Annotated in this window: 23 protein-coding genes and 1 pseudogene; 3 read left to right on the top strand and 21 right to left on the bottom strand. The window is 60.0% G+C overall.

The features are described 5' to 3' along the window. Positions 1-173: 173 nt before the first annotated feature. The 15 genes and pseudogenes from FAZ30_RS14770 to FAZ30_RS14705 all read right to left on the bottom strand — a co-directional run bounded on the left by FAZ30_RS14770 (position 174) and on the right by FAZ30_RS14705 (position 12,607). Positions 174-1,982: a family 2A encapsulin nanocompartment cargo protein cysteine desulfurase gene (locus FAZ30_RS14770; protein ID WP_137009693.1), complete on the bottom strand. Its 1,809-nt coding sequence runs from the start codon at positions 1,980-1,982 to the stop codon at positions 174-176. Next, entirely contained in the window at positions 1,957-2,889 is a 933-nt protein-coding gene (locus FAZ30_RS14765) for a family 2A encapsulin nanocompartment shell protein (protein WP_124641473.1), read from the bottom strand. The genes FAZ30_RS14770 and FAZ30_RS14765 overlap by 26 nt, the downstream gene beginning before the upstream one ends. A 143-nt stretch (positions 2,890-3,032) precedes the next feature. Continuing rightward, positions 3,033-3,977, bottom strand: coding sequence for a serine O-acetyltransferase EpsC (epsC, locus tag FAZ30_RS14760; RefSeq protein ID WP_137009692.1), 945 nt, complete (start codon positions 3,975-3,977; stop codon positions 3,033-3,035). A gap of 41 nt (positions 3,978-4,018) precedes the next feature. Next, positions 4,019-4,546 carry a rhodanese-like domain-containing protein gene (locus FAZ30_RS14755; RefSeq protein ID WP_137009691.1) on the bottom strand — a complete coding sequence of 176 codons (528 nt, stop codon included), beginning with the start codon at positions 4,544-4,546 and terminating at the stop codon, positions 4,019-4,021. 274 nt (positions 4,547-4,820) lie between these two features. After that, complete coding sequence (locus FAZ30_RS14750; protein WP_137009690.1) at positions 4,821-5,609, bottom strand: MetQ/NlpA family ABC transporter substrate-binding protein; 789 nt, start codon at positions 5,607-5,609, stop codon at positions 4,821-4,823. Positions 5,610-5,715: 106 nt separating this feature from the next. Beyond that, a complete protein-coding gene (locus tag FAZ30_RS14745; protein ID WP_137009689.1) occupies positions 5,716-6,393 on the bottom strand; it encodes a methionine ABC transporter permease in 678 nt (225 codons plus the stop codon). Continuing rightward, complete coding sequence (locus FAZ30_RS21025) at positions 6,390-6,620, bottom strand: NIL domain-containing protein (RefSeq protein ID WP_425456402.1); 231 nt, start codon at positions 6,618-6,620, stop codon at positions 6,390-6,392. Before FAZ30_RS21025 ends, FAZ30_RS14745 begins: the two co-directional genes overlap by 4 nt. Positions 6,621-6,671: 51 nt before the next feature. Then, positions 6,672-7,403, bottom strand: a pseudogene (locus FAZ30_RS14740) (methionine ABC transporter ATP-binding protein); the annotation flags it as partial. 220 nt (positions 7,404-7,623) lie between these two features. Then, complete coding sequence (locus tag FAZ30_RS14735) at positions 7,624-7,842, bottom strand: TOBE domain-containing protein (protein ID WP_103525746.1); 219 nt, start codon at positions 7,840-7,842, stop codon at positions 7,624-7,626. 32 nt (positions 7,843-7,874) lie between these two features. Beyond that, on the bottom strand, positions 7,875-8,669 hold the full coding sequence (locus tag FAZ30_RS14730; protein ID WP_137009687.1) for an ATP-binding cassette domain-containing protein: 795 nt from the start codon (positions 8,667-8,669) through the stop codon (positions 7,875-7,877). 8 nt (positions 8,670-8,677) lie between these two features. Continuing rightward, complete coding sequence (ssuC, locus tag FAZ30_RS14725; protein WP_124641486.1) at positions 8,678-9,481, bottom strand: aliphatic sulfonate ABC transporter permease SsuC; 804 nt, start codon at positions 9,479-9,481, stop codon at positions 8,678-8,680. An 11-nt stretch (positions 9,482-9,492) separates the two neighbouring features. Beyond that, positions 9,493-10,632, bottom strand: a complete 1,140-nt coding sequence (ssuD, locus tag FAZ30_RS14720; RefSeq protein WP_137009686.1) for an FMNH2-dependent alkanesulfonate monooxygenase — start codon at positions 10,630-10,632, stop codon at positions 9,493-9,495. A 44-nt stretch (positions 10,633-10,676) separates the two neighbouring features. Beyond that, positions 10,677-11,612: a sulfonate ABC transporter substrate-binding protein gene (locus tag FAZ30_RS14715; protein ID WP_124641490.1), complete on the bottom strand. Its 936-nt coding sequence runs from the start codon at positions 11,610-11,612 to the stop codon at positions 10,677-10,679. 11 nt (positions 11,613-11,623) lie between these two features. Further along, positions 11,624-12,214 carry an NADPH-dependent FMN reductase gene (gene ssuE, locus FAZ30_RS14710; RefSeq protein WP_137009685.1) on the bottom strand — a complete coding sequence of 197 codons (591 nt, stop codon included), beginning with the start codon at positions 12,212-12,214 and terminating at the stop codon, positions 11,624-11,626. A gap of 186 nt (positions 12,215-12,400) precedes the next feature. Then, the gene (locus FAZ30_RS14705; RefSeq protein ID WP_124641494.1) at positions 12,401-12,607 is read right to left on the bottom strand and encodes a hypothetical protein; all 207 of its coding nucleotides are present in this window, start codon (positions 12,605-12,607) and stop codon (positions 12,401-12,403) included. A gap of 202 nt (positions 12,608-12,809) precedes the next feature. On the opposite strand from FAZ30_RS14705, the gene FAZ30_RS14700 reads away from it, so the two are divergent. Next, positions 12,810-13,586 (top strand): cysteine hydrolase family protein, encoded by a 777-nt coding sequence (locus FAZ30_RS14700; protein WP_137009684.1) that lies wholly within the window; start codon positions 12,810-12,812, stop codon positions 13,584-13,586. 277 nt (positions 13,587-13,863) lie between these two features. Here FAZ30_RS14700 and FAZ30_RS14695 read toward each other — a convergent pair whose 3' ends face one another. Together FAZ30_RS14695 and FAZ30_RS14690 are read right to left on the bottom strand one after the other, a co-directional pair. Beyond that, positions 13,864-15,261, bottom strand: coding sequence for an amino acid permease (locus FAZ30_RS14695; RefSeq protein ID WP_124641498.1), 1,398 nt, complete (start codon positions 15,259-15,261; stop codon positions 13,864-13,866). A gap of 339 nt (positions 15,262-15,600) precedes the next feature. Then, entirely contained in the window at positions 15,601-15,894 is a 294-nt protein-coding gene (locus FAZ30_RS14690; RefSeq protein WP_137009683.1) for a hypothetical protein, read from the bottom strand. A gap of 63 nt (positions 15,895-15,957) precedes the next feature. Here FAZ30_RS14690 and FAZ30_RS14685 point away from each other — a divergent pair, with 63 nt between their 5' ends. Beyond that, positions 15,958-17,739 carry a PAS domain S-box protein gene (locus FAZ30_RS14685; RefSeq protein ID WP_137009682.1) on the top strand — a complete coding sequence of 594 codons (1,782 nt, stop codon included), beginning with the start codon at positions 15,958-15,960 and terminating at the stop codon, positions 17,737-17,739. A gap of 2 nt (positions 17,740-17,741) precedes the next feature. Further along, positions 17,742-20,213: a two-component system response regulator gene (locus FAZ30_RS14680; protein ID WP_124641502.1), complete on the top strand. Its 2,472-nt coding sequence runs from the start codon at positions 17,742-17,744 to the stop codon at positions 20,211-20,213. Positions 20,214-20,300: 87 nt separating this feature from the next. On the opposite strand, the gene FAZ30_RS14675 is transcribed toward FAZ30_RS14680, so the two are convergent. From FAZ30_RS14675 to tssB, 4 genes are all read right to left on the bottom strand, one after another. Then, the gene (locus tag FAZ30_RS14675) at positions 20,301-20,735 is read right to left on the bottom strand and encodes an OmpA family protein (RefSeq protein WP_158613537.1); all 435 of its coding nucleotides are present in this window, start codon (positions 20,733-20,735) and stop codon (positions 20,301-20,303) included. A 71-nt stretch (positions 20,736-20,806) separates the two neighbouring features. Beyond that, positions 20,807-21,304, bottom strand: coding sequence for an Hcp family type VI secretion system effector (locus FAZ30_RS14670; protein WP_103525758.1), 498 nt, complete (start codon positions 21,302-21,304; stop codon positions 20,807-20,809). Positions 21,305-21,359: 55 nt separating this feature from the next. Continuing rightward, positions 21,360-22,844, bottom strand: coding sequence for a type VI secretion system contractile sheath large subunit (gene tssC, locus FAZ30_RS14665; RefSeq protein WP_124641505.1), 1,485 nt, complete (start codon positions 22,842-22,844; stop codon positions 21,360-21,362). Between the two features lie 3 nt (positions 22,845-22,847). Further along, positions 22,848-23,360, bottom strand: a complete 513-nt coding sequence (gene tssB / locus FAZ30_RS14660) for a type VI secretion system contractile sheath small subunit (RefSeq protein WP_233578287.1) — start codon at positions 23,358-23,360, stop codon at positions 22,848-22,850. Positions 23,361-23,365 lie beyond the last annotated feature (5 nt).

Genomic DNA, 23,365 nt, shown 5'->3' with positions numbered 1-23,365 from the left:
ACCAAACGAAAAGGGCCGATGCATACGCATCGGCCCTTTCTTCATTTCCAGCGCAGCTTAGCGCTGCTAACAAAACCTCGTAGAGAACCCGGACCAAGGCGCGCCGCCGCAGACAGTACCAATAATACGGCAAGGAGGCGCAACGCAGGAGCGGGGGGATTTGTTAGCGGGTCTTAATGCCGCCGCGCCAGCCGCTGCAGCACGGCTACCAGGGTATCGACCTCTTCGCAGGTGTTATAGAAAGCCAGCGAAGGCCGCACCGTGGCTTCCAGCCCGAAGCGCCGCAGAATCGGCTGGGCGCAGTGGTGGCCGGAGCGCACCGCAATGCCTTCCTGATTCAGCGCCTTGCCCACCTCCTCGGTGCGATAGCCCGGCAGCACGAAGGACAGCACGCTGGCCTTGTTGGCCGCCGTGCCCACCAGCCGCAAACCCGGTACCGATTGCAGGCCGTGGGTGGCGTATATCAGCAGGTCGTGTTCGTAATGGGCAATGGCTTCCAGCCCGATACGCTCGACATAGTCGATGGCCGCGCCCAAGCCCACCGCATCCGCGATATTGCCGGTACCGGCTTCGAACTTGTTGGGTGCCGGCTGGTATAGCGTCTTCTCGAAGGTGACATCGGCAATCATGTTGCCCCCCCCCTGCCACGGCGGCATGCTGTCCAGCAATTCCTTCTTGCCGTACACCACGCCGATGCCGGTGGGTGCAAACACCTTGTGCCCGGAGAACACAAAGAAATCCGCATCCAGCGCCTGCACGTTCACCCGCATGTGCGATACCGACTGCGCCCCGTCCACCAGCACCCGCGCTCCAGCGGCATGCGCCAGTGCCACGATTTCCTGCACCGGTGTCACCGTACCCAGTGCATTGGATACCTGGGTGATGGCTACCAGCTTGGTGCGGCTGTTCAGCAGCTTGCGGTACTCATCCAGCAGGATCTGCCCGCTGTCATCCACCGGAATCACCCGGATCCTGGCCCCGCTGGCCGCCGCCAGCATTTGCCAGGGCACGATGTTGGCGTGGTGCTCCAGCTGCGACACCACGATTTCATCGCCCGCGCCGATGTTCTGCCGCCCCCAGGTATTGGCCACCAGGTTGATGGCCTCGGTGGCACCGCGCACGAAAATCACCTGATCCGGGCTGGGAGAGCCAATGAACCGGGCCACCTTGTTACGGGCCGCTTCATAGGCATCCGTCGCCCGTGCCGCCAGTTCATGCGCGGCACGGTGGATGTTGGAGTTTTCGTGCTGGTAGAAGTAAGCCAGCCGGTCGATCACCGCTTGCGGCTTGTGCGTGGTGGCGGCGTTATCCAGCCAGATCAAGGGCTTGCCATTGACCCGTTCGGCCAGAATGGGAAAGTCACGCCGCACCGCCTGCACATCGAAACCATGGCCACGGCTGGCCACCTTACGGTCGAAATCCGGTGCCTTGCCATGCTGCGGCCATTCCTCGACAAAGTAATAACCATGGTTATTACCCTGAGGGGCCGGGGCCGCAGCTGCCGGACGGCTATCGCCGGCCAGCAGTGCACGCAATTCATCCGCACCGGGTAGGCCGAAGGACTGCGCCGTCACCCGGTCGTCTACCGCCACATCGCTGGTGGAAGCCGGATAGCCGGCAGACTCGCCGATAAAGTAATACGGCGAGGACGGCAGCGCTGCGCCGGCAGCGGACGGGGCGGAAGGCTGGGCCGCCGCCAGTTGCGGAATGGCCGCGCCATAGCCTTCCGGCACGGCATAGGCATGCGGACCGCTGCGACCAAAGCCATCCAGCGCGGCGGGTTCCGGACTGCGTGCGGCAGCAGCGGCCGGTTGCGGCGACAGCTGCGGGCCGGCCACATCCAGATTCAGCCCGCTGGCGGCAGGCGGCGGGCTGCCCGGCAGCTGACCCGGCAAGGCGCTGAAGAAGGCATTGGCCAGATTCGCCAGCTGGGCGATGTCCGGCAAACCCTCAGGCTTACTTGTAGGTATCTGGGTAGTCATGGTACTTGCCAATCTCCACGTCTTCGAGCACGGCCAGCGCATCTTCGGTCAGCACGGCCAGCGAGCAATACAGCGAAATCAGGTAGGACGCGATGGCGTTGCGGTTGATGCCCATGAAGCGCACCGACAGCCCCGGGCTCTGTTCGCCAGCCACGCCCGGCTGGTACAGGCCAACCACGCCCTGGCGCTTTTCACCCACGCGCAGCAGCAGGATCTTGGTCTTGCCGTCTTCATCGATAGGCAGCTTGTCCGACGGGATGATGGGCACACCGCGCCAGGTGATGAACTGCGAACCGAACAGGCTGACGGTCGGCGGCGGCACGCCACGACGGGTGCATTCACGGCCGAAGGCGGCGATGGCCAGCGGGTGGGCCAGGAAGAAACCCGGCTCTTTCCATACCTTGGTCAGCAGCTCGTCCAGATCGTCCGGCGTCGGTGCGCCGGTCAGGGTGGAAATGCGCTGGGTATCGTCCACATTGGCCAGCAAGCCGTATTCCGGATTGTTGATCAGCTCGGATTCCTGACGCTCCTTGATGGTTTCAATGGTCAGGCGCAGCTGTTCCTTGATCTGGTCGTGCGGGCTGCTGTACAAGTCGGACACGCGGGTGTGCACGTCCAGCACGGTGGTGACCGCATTGAGGAACAGCTCACGCGGCTGCTCTTCGTAATCGACAAAGGTTTGCGGCAGTTCGGACTCGTCGCGCTGCGAGCAGGCCACTTGCACGCCGGCGGCGTTCTTGACACGGTTAAGACGGAAAATGCCCGCTTCTACCGGCGACCATTGCAGCAGATGCACCAGCCAGCGCGGGCTGATGGTGGACAACTGCGGTACGGTTTTGGTGGCATTGGCCAGTTGGCGCGCGGCGTTGTCGCCCAGTGCCTGTTTGACGTCCTGATGTTGAGACATGTCTGCTCCATAAGGGATGGTGGAAGAAACAAAACTGCAGGCCGCACAACCCCCTTGCCGGCGGCCTGCAGGCAAAGCTCCGCCCTGCCCGCTGTCCATGCAGCGCGGCGAGGGGGTGATTCATGTGGTAAAGCGGGTAGGGTTTAGGGTGAGGCCGCCTGCAGGCTGGCCTGGCTGATCTGGCTGCCCGGCGGCACGCTGCGGGTGAGCCAGACATTGCCGCCAATACTGGAAGCACGGCCGATGGTGATGCGCCCCAGCACGGTGGCCCCGGCGTAGATCACCACATCGTCTTCCACGATGGGATGGCGCGGCTGGCCCTTGAGCAGGCTGCCGTCCTCGCCCTGCTCGAAGCGCTTGGCGCCCAAGGTGACCGCCTGATACAGCCGCACGCGCTCACCGATGACGGCGGTTTCGCCTATCACCACGCCAGTGCCGTGGTCGATGAAAAAGCCGGCACCGATCTGCGCCCCCGGATGAATGTCGATACCGGTTTCGCCATGGGCGATTTCGGCGATGATGCGCGCCACCAGCGGCAAACCGGCGCGATACAGCAGGTGGGCCAGGCGGTGATGCAGGATGGCATTGATACCCGGATAGCACAGCAGCACTTCGTCCACGCTGCGGGCGGCCGGATCACCCTGCCAGGCGGCGGTGATGTCGGCATCCAGCAGGCGGCGCTGATCGGGCAAGGCGGCGGCAAACTGCTGAACAATTGCCACCGACTGCGCCTCGCTGTCATCTGCCGACAAACCGTTCAAGCGCGCGCTGTAGCGCAGTTCAAGAACGACTTGCGCCGCCAGTGCATCCAGCGCCACCGCCAGGCTATGGCCAACAAAAAAGTCCTCGCTGCTGTCGCGCAGCCCCGGCGGACCCAGCCGCATGGGAAACAGCGCTGCCGCCAGTGCAGCCACGATGTCGCGCAATGCTGCGCGGGAGGGAAACTCGCGGGTAGAAAAATCCCGCAACCGGCCCTGGCTTTGCCGCCAGTCGGCACGGGCGGCATGCAAGGCAGCGACTACGCTATCCAGATGCCAGTCATGTACCACTGGCTGGCTGGGGCTGAAGGGACGGACCAGATCATTCATGGCTTCACTCACTATATCGTCACACGGGCCGGAGGCGGGCTTCAGTCCTGCTGCCAGGGCAGATTCCAGTAGCGCCAGCCGCCTACATCGCCGCGCTGGTTCTGGCTGTCCAGATCGCCCTCAAAGCCTTCCAGCACGTTGTAGACCTGGGTGAAACCCGCCTTGGCGGCGGCCTCGGCGGCGGCAGCGGAGCGTTTGCCGCTGCGGCACAGCAACACCACCACACTATCCTTGCCACCGGCCTTGCTTTCCAGCTCGCGCAGGAAACGCGGGTTCTTGATCAGGGCGGTGCCGGTCTGCCAGGCCACATGCAGCGAATCCGGCACCTGACCGACAAATTTGCGCTCCTCGGCGGTGCGCACATCCACCAGGGTGGCCACGCCGGCTTCCACCAGCGACCAGGCCTCCAGCGGATAGAGCGCACCGGTATAGGCGAGGCCACTATCCGCCGCGCGCAGACGGGCGATTTCCAGCAGCTCGGCACTGGCGGTGCTGGCATCGGTGGCCTGTAACTGATGGCCGGAAGGGCCTGCCTGGGTGGTACTGATGGTGGAATGCAGTTGGCTCATGCTTGTCTCCTTGCGCTGCTCATCTGTTGCGTTGGAGACCAATATACGCGGCGCACTGGCCCGGACTAAGCAAGAAAATCTGCAGTCAATATAAAGAAAATCGATAACCATGCCGTTCTTATGGCATTTTCTGGCATAACGAAACGAATCGTCGTTTTCAGCCCAGACAAGTGCTTACAAAATCAGCGGAAAGTGCGTGAGGGACGGATTGAAAATGCAAAACGGGATGGCCGTAGCCATCCCGTTTTCAGTCAGCAGAGCGTGTCTGTCCGGATCAGAAAGCCGGAATCACCGCACCCTGGTACTTGGTTTCGATGAATTTCTTGGCTTCCGGGCTGTTCAGCGCAGCAGCCAGCTTCTTGATGGCAGCGCTGTTCTTGTTGTCCGGACGGGCTACCAGCAGGTTGGCATACGGCGAAGTGGTTTCGGTAAACAGCGCGTCACGCTTCGGGTTCAGCTTGGCTTCCAGTGCGTAGTTGGCGTTGATCAGGGCGGCATCCACCTGGTTCAGCACGCGCGGCAGGGTAGCGGCTTCCAGTTCCTTGATCTTGATGTTCTTCGGGTTGGACACGATGTCCTTGGTGGTCGGGTAGATGTTCTTGCGATCCTTCAGCTTGATCACGCCACCCTGGTCCAGCAGCAGCAGTGCACGGCCGGCATTGGTCGGGTCATTCGGGATGGCTACGGTAGCGCCCTGCGGCAGCTCGGCCACTTTCTTGAACTTGCTGGAGTAAACGGCAAACGGCTCGATGTGCACCGGCTTGCTGGCCACTACCAGATGGGTGCCACGGTCCTTGTTGAACTTGTCCAGATACGGAATGTGCTGGAAGAAGTTGGCATCCAGCTGCTTTTCTTCTACCTGGGTGTTGGGCAGCACGTAGTCGTTGAACACCTTCACCTGCAGATCCACGCCCTGCTTGGCCAGGGTGGGCTTCAGCGCTTCAAGGATTTCAGCATGCGGCACCGGCGAGGCAGCCACCACCAGCTTTACATTTTCAGCGTGTACGGCCAGGGCGGCTACGCTCAGGCTCAGGGCGGCAAACAGCTTGGAAACGCGTTTCATCGTTTTATTCTCCAGATCAATGGGCAAAGGGGGTCCAGACAGCCGGCGGATACCGGCTGCACGGAGAGTCACAACAAGGGAAATCAGTAGCGCGCTGGCAGAATGCTCAGCCGAAGCGACAGCGGCGCACCAGCGCATCGCCCGCACTTTGCAGGCCCTGCACCAGCACCAGCAACAACACCACGGTGACGATCATCACCTCGGTCTGGAAGCGCTGATAGCCATAGCGGATGGCCAGGTCGCCCAGGCCGCCGCCGCCAATGACACCGGACATGGCGGTGTAGCCCACCAGCGCCACGGCGGTGACCGTGGCCGCGCCGATCAGGCCCGGCATGGCTTCAGGCAACAGCACCTTGAACACGATCTGCGGCAGCTTGGCGCCCATCGACTGGCTGGCTTCGATCACGCCACGGTCGATTTCGCGCAGCACGTTTTCCACCAGCCGGCCAAAGAAGGGAATCGCCCCCATCACCAGCGGCACAATGGCACCGGCCACACCGATGGAGGTGCCCACCAGCAACAGCGTCAGCGGAATCAGCACGATCAGCAAAATCACAAAAGGCAGCGAGCGCAGCACGTTCACCAGGAAAGACAGCACGGCGTACAGACGCGGGCGGGCACGCAGCTGGCCCGGGGCGCTGATGTACAGCAGCACACCCAGCGGCAGGCCGAACACGATGGTAAACAGCAGCGATACGCCCAGCATGGTCAGGGTATCCAGCGTGGCCGCGCCGATTTCCGGCCAGTCCACGGTCAACAACAGGCTTGGGTCAAATGCGCTCATGCCAGCACCTCGCAACGTACACCCTCGCGGGCAAAGATTTCCGGCAGTGCCGTCAGTTCCACATCAGACTCCACCACCCCCACCAGCAACTGGCCGCAGGGGGTGTCACGGATTTCGCTCAGGGTGCCGCTCAGCAGGTTGACGCGCAGGCCGGTTTCGCGGCCTACCTTGTCCAGCACCGGGCTGAGCGTAGGCTCGCCGACAAAGGTCAGCTTGAGCAGCGGCACACCGATGCGGGCGCGCCAGGCTTCGACACGCTCGCCCTGGCCAAAACCGGTTTCGGCCAGCAGGCTGCGGGTAACCGCATGCTGTGGCTGCAGGAATACATCCAGCACCTGGCCGCTCTCCACCACCTTGCCGTGATCCATCACGGTCACGTGGTCGCACAGCTGGCGAATCACCCGCATGTCGTGGGTGATCAGCACGATGGTGAGATTGAGCTGGCGGTTGATATCGGCCAGCAGGGCCAGAATGGAATCGGTGGTTTCCGGGTCCAGTGCCGAGGTCGCTTCATCGCACAGCAGCAGATCAGGGTGATTGGCCAGGGCGCGGGCGATGCCCACGCGCTGCTTCTGCCCGCCGGACAATTGCGCCGGACGCTTGTCCTTGTGATCGGACAGGCCGACCAGTTGCAGCAGCTCGTCCACCCGCGCATCCATTTGCGCCGGGCTCAGGGTAGCGGCCAGTTCCAGCGGAAAGCGGACATTGCCGGCCACGGTGCGCGAACGCAGCAGATTGAAATGCTGGAACACCATGCCGATGCGCTGGCGACGCTGCTGCAGGGCAGCTTCCGGCAAGGCGGTCAGCTCCTGCTCGCCCAGCGTGACCGTGCCGCTATCCGGCCGTTCCAGCAGGTTGAGGCAGCGGATCAGGGTGCTTTTGCCGGCCCCGGAGCGGCCGATGATGCCGTAGATTTCCCCGGTGGAGACTTGCAGGCTGACATTGTCCAGCGCAGCAATGCGGCGGCCTTCATGGGTGAAATGCTTGCTGAGATTGCGTACTTCTATCATACCGTCTGCGTTCTATCCCCTGCCCTGGTCGGGCAGAAAGCGGGTGAAGGACGGGGGTGACCCGTCAGGAGTGGCAAGTCTAGCGGCAGTACGCCCAAACCAAAAATAATAAAAATTTCGTTGTATATCGTTTTAGAGAATATTGGATACAGCAGACAGCCTGCACACTCACCTGGCCGCGTACCGCACAAGGGCGGGCGACTAACCCGCCCTTGCAGCCTCAGGCCAGCGTGGCGATGGACACTTCGGTCGATTTGACGAAGGCCACCACCGGCGAGCCCACTTTCAGTTGCAGCTCGCGCACCGAGCGGGTGGTGATGACCGAGGTAACAATGCCGGACGGGGTTTCCACATCCACTTCCGACAGCACCGGCCCTTCGATGATTTCCTTGATCACGCCCTTGAACTGGTTGCGCACATTGATGGATTGAATGCTCATGATATTTTCCTGGTGATGTTTGGGTGATGGGCTTACAAGGCCCAGTTCAGCTGCGAAAAATGCAGCGGTACGGCCGGTGCGACAGCAGTGAATGGGGTGGTAAAAGCCGGCCCCTGCAACACGCGCTGCAGGATGTGCTGCTCCAGTGCGACAAAGCGCGGGTCGGCATGGGTGCGGCTGCGCGGCAGATCCACCGGCAAGTCCAGCGCCACCCGGCCCTCCTCCAGCAGCACCACCCGGTCGGCCAGCGTCACCGCCTCGCTGACATCGTGCGTCACCAGTACCGTGGTGCAGCCATGCTGCTGCCACAGTTTCTCGATCAGCCCCTGCATTTCCAGCCGGGTCAGTGCATCCAGCGCGCCCAAGGGCTCGTCCAGCAACAACAAGGACGGTTGATGCACCAGCGCCCGCGCCAGTGCCACACGCTGGCGCTGGCCACCAGACAGCCGGGCCGGCCACTCGCCGGCGCGCTCGGCCAGGCCTACTTCTGCCAATGCCTGCTCGGCCTCGCCACGGCGGCTGGCTGGCAAGCCCAGCGCCACATTGTCCAGCACGGTTTTCCACGGCAGCAGCCGCGCTTCCTGAAACATCACCCGCACACTTTGCCCGGCCGGCTGCTGCAGCAGGCCGCCATCGGGCTGATCCAGCCCACCCAGCAGCCGCAGCAAGGTACTCTTGCCGCAGCCGGAGCGGCCAACAATGGCCAGGAACTGGCCTCGGGGAATCTGCAGTTGCAGTTGGTCCAGCACCAGCCGTTCGCCAAAGCGGCGGCTGAGGCCATGCAGGTGGATGGCCTGATCGGTCTTGAGATCGTCCAGTTTCATCATGACTCTCCTCAGGCAGCCTGAAAGTAGGATGGATGCCAGCGCAGCCAGCGTTTTTCCAGCAGGCGGGCGGCCACATCCACCGCCTTGCCCAGTGCGGCATACAGCAGGATGGACAACACCACGATGTCGGTCTGCAGGAATTCGCGGGCATTGGCGGCCAGATAGCCAATGCCACTGGTCGCCGACAGGGTTTCCGCCACGATCAGGATGATCCAGGCAATGCCCAGCGCGTAGCGGATGCCCACCAGAATCGACGGCAAGGCCCCCGGCAACACCACCTGGCGGAACAGCTCGCGGCCACTCAAGCCATAGCTGCGCGCCATTTCCAGCAACTGCGGGTCCAGCGAACGAATGCCGTGATAGGTATTCAGATACACCGGAAACAGCACGGCAAAGGCCACCAGAAATACCTTGGCCGATTCATCGATACCAAACCACAAGATCACCAGCGGCAGAATGGCCAAAGGCGGGATATTGCGCAGCATCTGCAAGGTGGTATCAAACAGTGACTCGCCCAGGCGCGACACGCCGGTCAGCAGGCCAAACAGCAGGCCAAGGCCAGCACCGATGACAAAGCCGGCAGCCACCCGGGCAAAGCTGACGGCCAGATGACGGAACAGGTCGCCACTGATCAGCAGTTGCCAGAAGGCCACCAGCACTTCGCTGGGAGCCGGCAGTACCCGGTGGTTCAGCCAGCCGGCCAGCGAGGCAATCTGCCAGCCAATCACCAGCAGCAGCGGCACCAGCCAGGGCAGCAGGCGCTGCCCGGCCTGTCGCAACAGGCCAGCAGCAGAAAACAGGCTAGATGACATGAAATGACTCCTCAGGAAGCGGCAGACAGCTTTTGCTCATTGGGCAGCAGCTGGTTGGCCATCACCTCGCCAGCAGGCTGCTGGCTGATACCGGCCTTGAGACGATCCGGCAGATGCGGGAACAGCAACTCCGCCACGCGGTAGGCTTCATCCAGGTGCGGATAGCCGGAGAAGACAAAGGTTTCGATACCCAGCTCGGCATATTCCTGCATGCGCCGCGCCACGGTTGGGCCATCGCCCACCAGCGCCGTGCCCGCCCCGCCACGCACCAGACCGATGCCGGCCCACAGATTGGGCGAGATTTCCAGCTGGTCGCGGCTGCCGCCATGCAGGGCCGCCATGCGGCGCTGGCCTTCGGAGTCAGCCCGCGCCAGGGTTTTCTGCGCATTGGCGATGGTGGCATCGTCCAGCCGGCTGATCAGGCGCTCGGCAGCGGCCCAGGCTTCTTCATTGGTTTCACGCACGATGATGTGCAGACGGATGCCGAAACGCACCGTGCGGCCCAGCTTGGCGGCACGGGCGCGCACATCGGCAATCTTCTTGGCCACTTCGGCCGGCGGCTCGCCCCAGCTCAGGTAAACATCCACATGCTCGGCGGCCAGATCATGTGCGGCGTCGGAAGAACCACCGAAATACAGCGGCGGATAAGGCTTGCTCACCGGCGGATACAGCAGCTGGGCATCGCTCACCTTGATGTGCTTGCCGTCCAGATTCACCTTGTCACCAGCCAGCACACCCTTCCAGACATGCAGGAACTCGCTGGCGGCTTCGTAGCGTTCGTCATGGCTGAGCCAGCTGCCATCACCGGCCAGCTCCACCGGGTCCCCCCCGGCCACCACATTTACCAGCAAGCGGCCTTGCGACAGGCGGTCAAAGCTGGCAGCCATGCGCGCCGCCACGGTGGGCGACATGATGCCGGGCCGTACCGCGACCAGAAATTTCAGCTTCTGCGTGGCCGGAATCAGCGTAGCGGCGGTGACCCATGGGTCTTCGCAAGAGCGACCGGTGGGAATCAGTGCCCCATCAAAGTCCAGGCTGTCAGCGGCACGGGCAATCTGGGTGAGGTAGTCCAGGTCTACCGTGCGCGCGCCTTCCGGGCTGCCCAGATAACGACCATCACCATGAGTGGGGAAAAACCAGAAAATCTGCATGCTTGTTATTCCTGTCTTGATTTTGTCTTGTTCTTGGGCGGGGCTCAGGGCTTCCACACCGCGTCTTGTACCTTGATGGCCTTGGGAATCAGGCCCAGCGCGTGGAAGGTGTCGGCCACCTGTTGTTGTTGCTGAATGGTTTTGGCATTGACATAGCTGACGCTGTAGTCCGGGTGGCGCGCCAGCATGGCGGCATAGGTTTCTGCCTCCAGCCCGGTGTAGCCGGACAGGGTTTTCGCCACCTGCTGCACATCACCGCGCAGCTGCTTGTTGTTGTCGGTCAGCGCCTTGAACACGGCGGCAATCACCTTGGGATTGGCCTGGGCAAAATCGCGCGCAGCCAGATAGAAGGTATTGTTGGCACTCAGGCCCTTGCCGCTGGACAGCACCCGCACGCCTCCGGCACGGCTGGCGGCGGCGTAGTACGGGTCCCAGATGCTCCAGGCATCCACGCTGCCGCGCTCAAAAGCAGCCCGTGCTTCGGACGGTGTCAGATAAACCGGCTGGATGTCGCCGTACTGCAGGCCGGCCTTTTTCAGCGCAGCCACCGTCAGGTAGTGAGCGCTGGAGCCCTTGGTAAAGGCCACGCGCTTGCCCTTCAGATCGGCCAGTTTCTTGATGGCAGAACCGGCAGGCACCAGAATGGCCGACGATTCCGGCTTGGACGGCTCCTGGCCGATGTAGACGATATTGGCCCCGGCAGCCTGGGCAAATACCGGCGGTGAATCACCGGTCATGCCGATGCTGACGCTGCCGGCATTCATGGCTTCCAGAATCGGCGGCCCGGCCTGGAATTCATACCACTTCACCGTCACGCCCAGCGGCGCCAGCTGCTTTTCCAGCGTGCCTTGCGCCTTCAGCGACACCAGATTGATGGCACTTTTCTGGTAACCGACATTCAGCTCCAGCGCCTGGGCCGATAGCGAAACGGCAGCCAGCAAGGCGAGGCCCAGTGTTTTCTTCAACAGGGAAATGGCCATGCAGGCGCTCCTTACAGGCTGATCAGCCGGGAAATGAAATCATTGGCATAGCGCGGCGCATGCGGGGCCGGGGCGTTGACTCCCAGCAAGGCGGCAAACTCGTGCACGGCGGTTTGCAGGCGTTGTTCCAGCTCCTCGGCCAGTTCGGCCTGGCCCTCTGCATCAGCACCAATCTGCGACTCCACCGCGTACACGCCCTGATGGATGGCACTGGCCTTGAGTGCGGCCAGCACCGGCTTGATGGAGTAATCCACCGCCAGCAAATGACCGGGGCTGCCGCCACTGACCAGCGGCAATACCGGTTTGCCGGCGAGGCCACCTTCGGGGATCAGGTCCAGCAGCACCTTGAGCGCACCGGCATAGGCGGCCTTGTACACCGGGGTGGCAATGATCAGGCCGCGTGCTTCCTGCACCTGGCGCTGAAAATCCTGCACGGCGGGGTGGGAGAACTGGCCGTGCAGCAGCGCTTCAGCCGGAAAATCGTGGATGGACAGGGTGTGCAGCTCGATATCCAGCGCAGCCAGCGCGGCGTGGCTGCGCTCAATCAGGCGGGCGGTACGTGAATTCTTGCTGGGGCTGCCGAGAATGGCGAGAACGGTCATGGGTGGGTTTTCCGCAGTGCGTCATGTCAATGAGCAGCACCTTAGCAGAGCCCTTTTATATCCATAACCAAGAATAAATGAACTTGTTAGCAGTATAAAAGCTAATGAAACAATATGATTAGCTTAGCGCCAGCCATGCAAAAGCCCGTGCCGATGGAGGTCGGCACGGGCTGGCAGATAAGCGCTTCAGGCCTGGGCTTGGTCGCCCTGCCCGGCATCGCTGGCGCTCTCGTCCTTCTTCTCCAGCATGTCTTCCAGTGCGCCTGCGCCTTTGAAACCGGCCACGGCAGCAATGCCCTTGGTCAGGAGGCCCGCATCCGGATCCAGCTTCTCGGCTGCCTCCACGGCAGCAATGGCACCAGCTACTTCACCCAGGGTATCCAGCAGTCCCATAACCACTCCTTCAAAGTCATTGAAATGAAAATTTATAATGCCAGAAGTCGATGACATGGCAAGCCTGCTCGGTTCAAAGGAAGCAACTGGCGGCAACGGCGAGACCAATCCGGCCACTGCGACAGGCAAGGCCCTGCCCCCACCCTGTCCAGAAAACCGCGCTTGCCGCACAATATCCGGCTCACCAAGCTGCGAGCCCACCATGCGCCATCACCTGTTGATCATCGACCCCCAGAACGATTTCTGTGACCTGCCACCAGCTGCATTGCCGGTCAGCGGCGCCAATGCCGACCTGCAGCGGCTGGCGCAGCTGATCAGCCGTCATGGTGAGCAGCTGGACGGCATCACGGTGACGCTGGACAGCCACCATCGCTACGACATCGCCCACCCCGCCTTCTGGCGCGGCCCAAATGGCGAGTCGCCGCTGCACACCCCGATCAGCCTGGAAGATGTCGACAGCGGACGCTGGCTGCCGGCCGACCCGTCGTTGCTGGCCGAGGTCCGCGCCTATCTGCAGCAGAGCAGCCTGTATGTGTGGCCGCCGCACTGCCTGGTAGGCAGTTGGGGACACAATATCCAGCAGAATCTGAATGAGGCTTTGCAGCAGTGGGAATGCCAGCGGCAACGGGTAATGCAACTGCTGTTCAAGGGGCTCAATCCGCTGACCGAGCACTTTTCCGCCTTCGAGGCCGATGTGCCACGCGCGGACGACCCCGCCACCTGCTTCGACCGCAGCCAACTGCCCCCCCTACTGGCCGCAGACCGCGTGCTGATTGGCGGCGAAGCCTTGTCTCACTGCGTGGCCAGCTCGGTGCGCAGCCTGCTGCGCCATCTGGGGCCAGACTTCGCCCGCAAGCTCATCCTGCTGGAAGACTGCAGCAGCCCGGTGCCCGGTTTTGAGGCGCAGGCACAGGATTTTGTAACCGAAATCAGCCGGCTGGGTGCCCGCCTGCAACGCAGCACCACCGTATTCGACTGAAACTTCACCATAAAAAAGGGCGCGCCGTTCGGCACGCCCCAGATTATTGACAAACCCCTCTCGCTTTTCGAAAGGAAAGCGAGGCTCCCTTGCAGGGCAAGGGCGGGGGGATTGGGAGTAAATTGGAAGGCTGCGGAATCAATCACTTAGTCGAGAGACCCGGCTTTGCCGGGTCCAGTGAGATCGCACCAGTTTACTTTGTCAGCAGCCTGGGGGCGCGCCGTTCAGCACGCCCTTCTACTGGCACCGGCATACCGCAGTATGCCGTAGCGCTTACTCAATCACGCTCGGCGGCCACCATGGCCGGCTGGTGATGACGCCCCAGATTGAACATCTTGTACACCAGCGACACCGCCAGCAGCAGGCCGCTGCCGACAAACAGCGAGACGCGGGTATCCGGGTTCACCAGCATGCCAAACAGCACGCACACCAGGAAGGCGATGGTCAGCCAGTTGGTGAAGGGGAACAGGATGGACTTGAAGGGATGGCTGGCCATCTTGTCGCTATGCTCCAGACGGAAGCGCGCCTGGCATACCAGCACCACAAACCAAGGCACCATACCGGGCAACACGCTGGCGCTGTAGACATACACGAACACGCGTTGCGGATTCGGAATGATGTAGTTGAGCGCCGAACCCAGGCCGATGCAGGCAATGGTCACCCAGATCGCGTTAACCGGCACGCCACCCTTGGACACCTTGGCCAGGAAGGACGGCAGCTGCTTGTTCTGCGCCAGGGTATACAGCATGCGGCCACAGCTATAGATGCCGCTATTGCAGCCAGACAGCGCCGCAGTCAGCACCACGAAGTTGATGACACCCGCTGCGGCGGCAATCCCCACCTTGGCAAAAGTCAGCACAAAGGGGCTGCCACTGCTGCCGATCTGGTTCCACGGATAAATGGCCACGATCACGAAGATGGCACCAACATAGAAAATCAGGATGCGCCAGATGATGTTGTTGATGGCGCGCTTGAGCGTGACTTGCGGGTTCTTGGCTTCACCCGCAGTAATGCCTACCAGCTCCACCCCCTGATACGCAGCCACCACCAGGCACAGCGCAAACAGGAAGCCCTGCCAGCCGCCGGCAAAAAAGCCGCTGTGCTGGGTAAGGTTGGCAAAACCGATGGCCGGCATGTCAGCACCGCCTACCAGAATCAGCTTCAGCCCCACCAGAATCATCACCACGATGGTGGAAATCTTGATCAGGCCGAACCAGAATTCAAATTCGCCATACAGCCGCACGGCCAGCAGATTGGACGCGGCCAGAATGCCGACAAAGGCAATCGCCGGTACCCACTGTGGCATGGAGGGGAACCAGTACTGCACATAGACCCCGGCGGCGGTAATCTCGGAAATACCCACCGCTATCCACATCAGCCAGTAAGCCCAGGCTGTCAGATAACCCCAGTATGGACTGAGATATTTATAGGCGTAATAGGCAAAGGAGCCGGCTACCGGTTCGGTATGCAGCATCTCGCCCATGGTACGCATGATGAAGAAGATAAATACGCCGGCAATGGCATAAGCCAGCAATACCGAAGGCCCCGTCCATTTAAGCGTACTGGCCGAGCCCATGAATAGCCCGACACCGATCGTACCGCCCAGGGCGATCAGCTCGATATGCCGTGCCTCAAGCCCGCGCTGCAGCTTTTTGTCACCTTGATTTTCTGACACGATGTTTTTCCCGTTGGTTTCACATATTTAGAGCTGCTAACAAAACCTCGCAAAGAACCCGGACCAAGGCACGCCAACACTGACAGTACAAGCAGTACGGCAAGGAGGCGCAACACCGGTGCGGGAGTTTTATTAGCCGGTCTTATTCGTGACTATCAAAGCCGTGACAATATCCTGTCAAGCGGCACACTGATAATCTTTGATCTAACAACGGGTGCATGCTAACCAGTTCGTATATCCGGCGCAACGTAGGTTTTATGGATATTCACATGGGAAAAATATTCATTCGAAAATCCGAACGGCAATATGTTTATTTATTCGGCCATCCGAATGAATATATTAAAACCAGGATAAAATAATTGCTGCATTTAAAATAACCCCGATCATTTCATTCAAATATATTCTGGCCGGCCTGGAAAACACTCCAGCTAGCAGCCCGCCACCAGACCAGCCTGCGCCACCCGCACCAGCCTGCGCCACCCGCACCAGCCAGCAGCCGACCGCCGTGCCAGCGCGGGCAGAATGCAGCGGCCAGCTGCGGGGGCGGCTCCTCGTTTTTTGCCTATTTCTACAAAACCATGCCAGCAACAGCGGCATTAAGTGATCACCACATGCCCAATTCAATACTTTCAATACTCATTTCCGTTACCCATACTGACTATTCAGTCGCCATACACGGCATAGCGGGACAAGGGCATGGAAAAACTGGTTGCGGACTTGCTGGAGACCTCTCCCATCGGCATTGCGATTCTGGATAGTCAGCTGTGCTACCAGCACATCAACCGCCGGCTGGCCGATTCCAATGGCCTGCCCGCCAGCCAGCACCTTGGCCGCCGGCCGAGTGACATCCTGCCGCTGATCGGCCCGGCACTGGAAGCCATCATGCACAAGGTGATGCGCAGCGGCGTGGCCGAATGCGACTTTGAGGCCAGCGAGGAAATACCGCCCGGCTCCGGCCGCATCACCTACTGGAATGCCAGTTACCACCCTCGCTTCGACAAGGACGGTACGGCCTGCGGCATCATCGCCATGGTGGAAGATGTCTCGTTGAAAAAACAGGCGGAAATGGCGATACGCAGCAGCAGCGAGCGTATCCGCAAGGTGCTGGATGCGCTGTTCACCTTTGTCGGCGTGCTCAGCATCGAAGGCGTACTGCTGGAAGCCAACCGCGCACCACTGGAGCAGGCCGGCCTCGACTTGCCCGCCGTGCAAGGCAAACCGTTCTGGGACTGCTACTGGTGGAATTACGACCCGGACATCCAGTCCGCGCTGCGCCAGGCCATCAGCCGCGCGGCCGAGGGTGAAACCATACGCTACGACGTGGTGGTACGCATGAAGCACGATAGCCGCATGACCATCGACTTCATGCTGACCCCGCTGCGGGACGATGCCGGGCAAATCTGCAACCTGATCGCCTCTGGCATCGACATCACCGCCAGAAAGCAGAACGAGCAGGCCTTGCAAATCAGCGAAACCTATTTCCGCCAGGTGGTGGAGTCCACGCCGGACGGGCTGATGATGGTGGACGAGCGCGGGGTGATCCGGCTGATCAATAGCCGTATGGAAGAGCTGTTCGGCTACAGCCGCCACCAGCTGGTGGGAGAGTCCATGAACAAATTGCTGCCTGCCGACCAGCACCCGCAGCATGCAGCCTATGTCAGCAGCTTTTTCCGCCAGCCCTCGGCCCGCAGCATGGCCAATCGCAAACCACTGTTTGCCTGCCGTCAGGATGGCTCGCAGTTTCCCTGTGAAATCGGATTGAACCCAATGCAGGTGGGCGACGAATTGCTGACACTGGCCTGCGTGACCGACGTCTCGGAGCGCCACCACGCCAAGACCATGCTGGAAAAGGCCCTGCAGGAAAAAACCGTGCTGCTAGGCGAGGTACACCACCGGGTAAAAAACAATCTGCAGGTGATTTCCAGCCTGCTCAGCCTGCAATCGCGCAACGCTACGGCCGAGGTCAACAAGGCCTTGCTGGACAGCCAGAACCATGTGCGCTCGATGGCGCTGATCCACCAGTTGCTGTACGAGCGCAATGACTTCTCCCGCATCCCGATGTCGGTGTATATCGAACGACTGACCCATCTGCTGCGCGATGTCAGCACCGGTTATGGCAGCCATATCACCTTCAGCTTTCAGCGCGAGGGCGAGGAGGCCTATCTGGAATTGCAAAACAGCATTCCTTTCGGGCTGATCCTCAACGAAATCGTGGTCAATGCCTGCAAGCACGCCTTCACGCCCGGCAGCCCCGGCAAGGTGGAAATTGGCATGCGCAGCGCCGCCAGCGTCGAGCTGGAGATTCGCGACAATGGCAAGGGCTGCCCGCCTGGCGTAGGGCTGGGCAGCACCACCACCCTGGGTTTTCAATTGCTCCCCATGCTGACCGAGCAATTGAAGGCCACCCTCACGCTAGATACGGCACCAGGCCAGGGCTGCTGCTTTACCCTGACCATTCCAGACCTCATCCGGGAGTAAGCATGGCCCACCGCATCCAGATCGTAGAAGACGAGCGCATCGTGGCGCTGGATCTGAAAATTGCCTTGCAAAGCCTGGGCTTCGAGGTTGTCGCCAACTGCGCCTCCGGCGAAGAGGCCATTCGTAGCGCCACCGCACTGCGGCCCGACCTCATCCTGATGGACATTCATCTGGAAGGCGACATGTCCGGCACTGCCGCAGCGCTGATCATCCGCCAGCAACTGGATATCCCCGTGGTGTACCTGACTGCCTTTGCCGAAGAAAACATCCTGCAACAGGCCGAAAAAAGTGCGCCATACGGCTATCTGCTCAAACCCTTCGAGCTGCGCGAACTGAACGCCACCATCCGCATGGCGCTGGCCTGCCGCACCGCCGAGCTCGAAGTGCACAAGCAGCAAAAACTGCTGATGCTGGCCGTGGAAACCGCCCAGCTGGGCATCTGGGAATGGGATCAGCAACAATCGCTGTTTACCGGCCAGGGCTACTTCGGCAAGATCACCGGCCTGGCCATGGAGCCACGTCAGGAAGCCGCACCACCGTTCATGCGTCTGCTGGAGCACGCCGACCAGAGTCGGCTGAACCAGTTACTGAAGGATCGCGGCCGCGTCGACATGATTACCACCATCACCCCGGACGATGGCGAATCAGTCTGGGTGGAGATGTCGGTACAGGAGTACGAGCCGCAATGGCAGGAAAGCGCCAAGCAAATTGGCGTGCTGCGCGACATCAGCGAACGTATCAAATCCGAACAGCTATTGCAGCAAGCCGGCGCGGTGTTTCAGTCCACGGCCGAGGGGATTGTGGTGATCGATGCCGAGCGGCTGGTGAAATCCGCCAACCCGGCTTTCTTGCGCATGACCGGTTTTTCCCTGCTGGAAATACTGGGGCAGGACATCGACGAACTGTTGCATGTCAAAAAGCACACCCCAGACTTTTACGACAGCATCAGCCAGATGAAAGAGGTGGGATGGCATGGCGAAGTGATGTGCCAGCGCAAGAACGGTGAGCAGTTCCCCGCCTGGGAACACATCTGCCTGGTGTCTTACGATAATGAATTCCCCTCGCACTACATCATCGGCTGCACCGATGTCAGCTCCATCAAGAAAGCCGAAATCGAACTGAACCGCATGGCCTTTCATGATGCGCTGACCGAACTGGGCAATCGCTACCTGCTGAACGAACAACTGGCCATTGAACTGCAGCGCGCAGAAATGAACGGCAGCCGCATGGGCCTGCTGTTCATCGATCTGGATGGTTTCAAACTCATCAATGACGGGCTGGGACACGCCACCGGCGACCAGTTGCTGAAAGTGGTGGCACAACGCATTCGTGAAACCGTGCGCCGCTCGGACATCCCGGTGCGCTTTGGTGGCGACGAGTTTTTCATCATCTGCCCGCACAGCAGCGAAGAAGACTGCACGGCGATTGCCGGGCGTCTGCTGGAAAAGCTGGAACAGCCGATGCAAACCCGTGATGAAACCATCGTGGTCACCTGCAGCATCGGCATTGCCATGTACCCGCAGCACGGCCGCACCGCAGAAAAGCTACTCAGCGCCGCCGACAGTGCCATGTACGAGGCGAAGGAATCCGGCAAGCGGCGCTATTGCACCTTTGATGAATCAATGGCGGAAAAAGTACACGAACGGCTGCGGCTGGAACAGCGGCTGCGCCAGGCCGTCAAGGAACAGCGCTTCCAGTTGCACTACCAGCCGCTGATCCGGGTAGAGGACAGCGTGCTGATTGGCTTCGAAGCCCTGCTGCGCTGGCAGGATGGCGAGCAGAACATCCCGCCGGCCCTGTTTATTCCGGTGGCAGAGGAATGCGGCCTGATCCAGGAAATCGGCATGTGGGTGCTGGAACAAGCCTGCATCGAAGCACAACGCTGGAACACCACCTTTCACTACCCGCTCAAGGTGGCGGTCAATGTGTCGGTCATGCAGTTTGTCGAAGCGGATTTTCGCCAGCGCGTGGCCGCGGTGCTGGAACACTCCGGCCTGCCACCCCATCTGCTGGAACTGGAAATCACCGAAAGCGTGCTGCAATCGCTGGAGGACAGCAAACGCATACTGAAAGAACTGAAAGCCGTGGGCGTATCCGTCGCCATCGACGACTTCGGCACTGGCTACTCGTCCATGGCGGTACTGAAAGATCTGGCAGTAGACCGGCTAAAAATAGACCGCTCCTTTATCTGCAACACGCCGGCACTCAGCCAGGACTCCGCCGTGTGCAAGGCCATCATCATGCTGGCCAAAAGCCTGATGCTGGGCATCACGGCCGAAGGCGTAGAGCTGATCGAACAAGTGGCCTTTCTTCGCGAAAACGGCTGCGATACCTTTCAGGGCTATTTCTATGCCCGGCCACTGGATGCGGCTGCATTGGAAAACTATCTGCAGCAGTACTTTGCCGCCGAAACCTCCACGCCAACCTGCCACCAAACACCAGCGGCCCCCCGGAACAAAGCCAAACCCATCTAGGCCCCGGCCGACTGGCAAAAAGCAGATGGCGCACAAGCAGCGCTGCCGCGCTCCAGCAAGACGGCAGCAGGGCTGCGAGCACGCAGATTATTTGAAAACCAGCTGCGTTCCGTGAGCCTTGCGCTCGGTATCGAAACGGATGGAAATTCTGCTTTCCAGCACGCCGGTTCCAACCAGAAAATCTTTAACTTCAATAGCCCGTGCCTGTGCGGCGGCTTTGGCATTCCCTACATCACCACGATAACAATGACCGCGAATGGCAATGGCTTTGCTGGCTTTCAATTGCGGCAGCAAACGCAGCAGTTGCCCCTGCCCTACCGGATCCAGCTTGGGGCTCATCTTGTCAAAGGGGATGAAATTGGGATCAATCGCCATATTGGCATCAATCTTTTTTTCCAGTGCAGCGCGTTCAGCAGCCATTTTCTGTGCAGCGGCTACTGCAGCAGGGTCCACCGGATGGGACGTGTTGGCACATCCAGCCAACAGCGACGAAAACAGGCAAGCTAACAAGAATTGCTTCATGACAAACATCCGAGAAAAGCGAAAAACAGCCCGCTCCGGACGGAGCGGGCGCTATGCTCAATTCACAGGAATTAGGCGATAGTCTTGTTGCTGGTCAGATCCCAGCCGGCGCTTACATTGCCGCCGCCAGTACCGTCAGCACGCTTCTGCTGCGTGTAGGTCCACTTGATCTTGCCGTAGGAGAAGCTGACCTTCTCGCTGGGGAAGCCGGCATCATTCGCGGAACCGGTCGGCTCAACCTTGGAAATCAGGACTTGCTCCATCTTGATTTCCATGTACTTCACCTTGTCACCACCAGCACGGCACAGCTCAATCACCACTTCCTTGATGTGCTTACCGGTGCAGCAAGCCTCGTAAATCTTCGGGCTGGCTTTGTCCAGGAAGTGGGTAATTTGATAAGGAGCATGGTTTACACGCTCGGCAGTAGCACCACCGGCCGAGCTGGCAGTGGACTGTGCCGGCTGTTCCAGAGCATGGGCGAAGGACAGGATTTCGATCCAGTCTTTGTGTTTGTCGTCAGTACTTTCACCAGGAATACCATCAATTTTCAGAAATGCATCAAAAGCCATTATTACTTCTCCTTAAAGCAGGAACAAAACGGAGGACACCCTCCACAATCACCAATTAAGCTGCGGGCTGCGGCAACTCTGCCACCAGACGCAACGAAATGGTCAACTCATCAAGCTGGAAGTGCGGACGCAAAAACGCAGCGGCACGGTAAACACCAGGCTTGCCCGGTACTTCAACTACATCCACCCGTGCCTCGCGCAAAGGATATTTCGCCTTGGCTTCCTGACTGGCCGAGTCATCCAGCAATACGTACTGCGCCAGCCAGGTATTAAGGTAGTCCTGCACATTCTGGCGGGAAGCAAAACTGCCGATCTTGTCGCGCATGATGGATTTCATGTAATGCGCAATGCGCGATACCGCAAAGATGTACGGCAACTGGGTCGACAATCTGGCGTTGGCGTTGGCAGCATCGGTGTTGTATGTCTTGGCTTTCTGTACCGACTGGCCGGCAAAGAAGGCGGCATAATCCGTGTTCTTGCAATGAACCAATGAAATCAATCCCAGATCCGACAGCAATTTCTCGGTTCGATCGGTAATCGCCACCTCGGTCGGGCACTTCAAGGCCACTTCGCCGTTGTCGGTTTTAAAGGTATGTGCCGGCAAGCCCTCTACCAAACCACCACCCTCGACCCCGCGAATGGCTGCCAGCCAGCCGTACTGGGCAAAAGCATCGGTCAGGCGCGCAGCATAGGCATAGGACGCATTGGTCCACAGATACTTGTCATGGTTGCTGCCATCGACATTTTCTTCAAAATCAAAGTCTTCCACCGGGACATTGTCGCGTCCATACGGCAAACGCCCCAGCACATGCGGCAATACCAGGCCGACATAACGCGAATCCTCGGACTCACGGAACGACTTCCATTTCGCATACTCAACTGTATCGAATATTTTGGCCAGATCACGCGGCTTGCCAATATCGGCAAAGGTTTCCAGGCCGAAGAGTCCGGGGGCCGCAGCGGAAATCAACGGCGCATGGGCTGCGGCAGCCACATGTGACAGCTCATCCAGCAGGTAAAAGTCTTCCGGATGACGGGTAAACTCGTAATCCCCCACCAATGCGGCATAAGGGGCACCACCGAACGTACCGTACTCTTCTTCGTAGATTTTCTTGAACAGTGCACTTTGATCAAACTCAGCCGCTGATTTGAAATCCTTGACCAAGTCTTTCTTGGAAACATTGAGCACCTTGATCTTCAGCATGGTGCTGGTTTCAGACTCTTTGATCAGATAGTTCAGGCCACGCCAGGAGGCCTCCAGCTTCTGAAAATCAGGCTGGTGCATGATGGTATTGAGCTGATCGGAAATCAGCGCATCGATTTCGGCGATACGGGCATCCAGGCTGGCGCTCAGATCACGCGAAATGGTCACGCTGCCTTCCAGCACCTGCTCGGCCAACTCCGAAATCAAATCCCGGGCATGGCCTTTTTCACTGTCATTGGTGGCAACATGACTCTGCTCGATAATGCTTTCCAGCAAGCTGGAAGTATTGGCTGCAGCAGCCTGTTCGGTCGTATTGAGCTGTTGTTCCGCATTCATCGCTTATTCACCCACCTTGTCATTCTTGCCCTTGCTGATCTGCCGCAGCTTTTCGGTATCGCGCACTACGTCATCCAGCAACTCTTCCAGTTTGTCATTGCCTGCCATCTTGTTGCGCAGATCGGCCAGACGCTGGCGTGCTGCCAGCAGTTTGTTCAATGGCTCAACCTGGCGGGCCACGTTTTGCGGTTCAAAATCGGCCAGGTTCTGGAAATTCAGCTCAATACCCAGCTGGCTTTCGTCATCAACCAGCTTGTTGTCCACCTTCATTGCCAAGCGAGGTGCCATGCCCTTGAGCACTTCATCAAAATTGTCGCGGTCAATTTGTACAAACTTGCGCTCTTTCAGCTTGGGGAGCGGCTCTTTGCTGTGGCCCGCGTAATCACCCAACACACCCATGACAAAGGGAAGCTCCTTGGTTTCGATGGCATCGCCGATCTCAACGTCGTAGGTAATCTGCACGCGCGGCGGACGTACGCGCGACAATTTCTTTTGTGTACTTTCGTTAGCCATCATGACTC

The sequence above is a fragment of the Aquitalea aquatilis genome (assembly GCF_005155025.1).
GTDB classification, from domain to species: Bacteria; Pseudomonadota; Gammaproteobacteria; order Burkholderiales; family Chromobacteriaceae; genus Aquitalea; species Aquitalea aquatilis.
The sequence above is the reverse complement of the archived record's forward strand: the minus strand, read 5'-3'. Positions and strand labels throughout refer to the sequence as shown.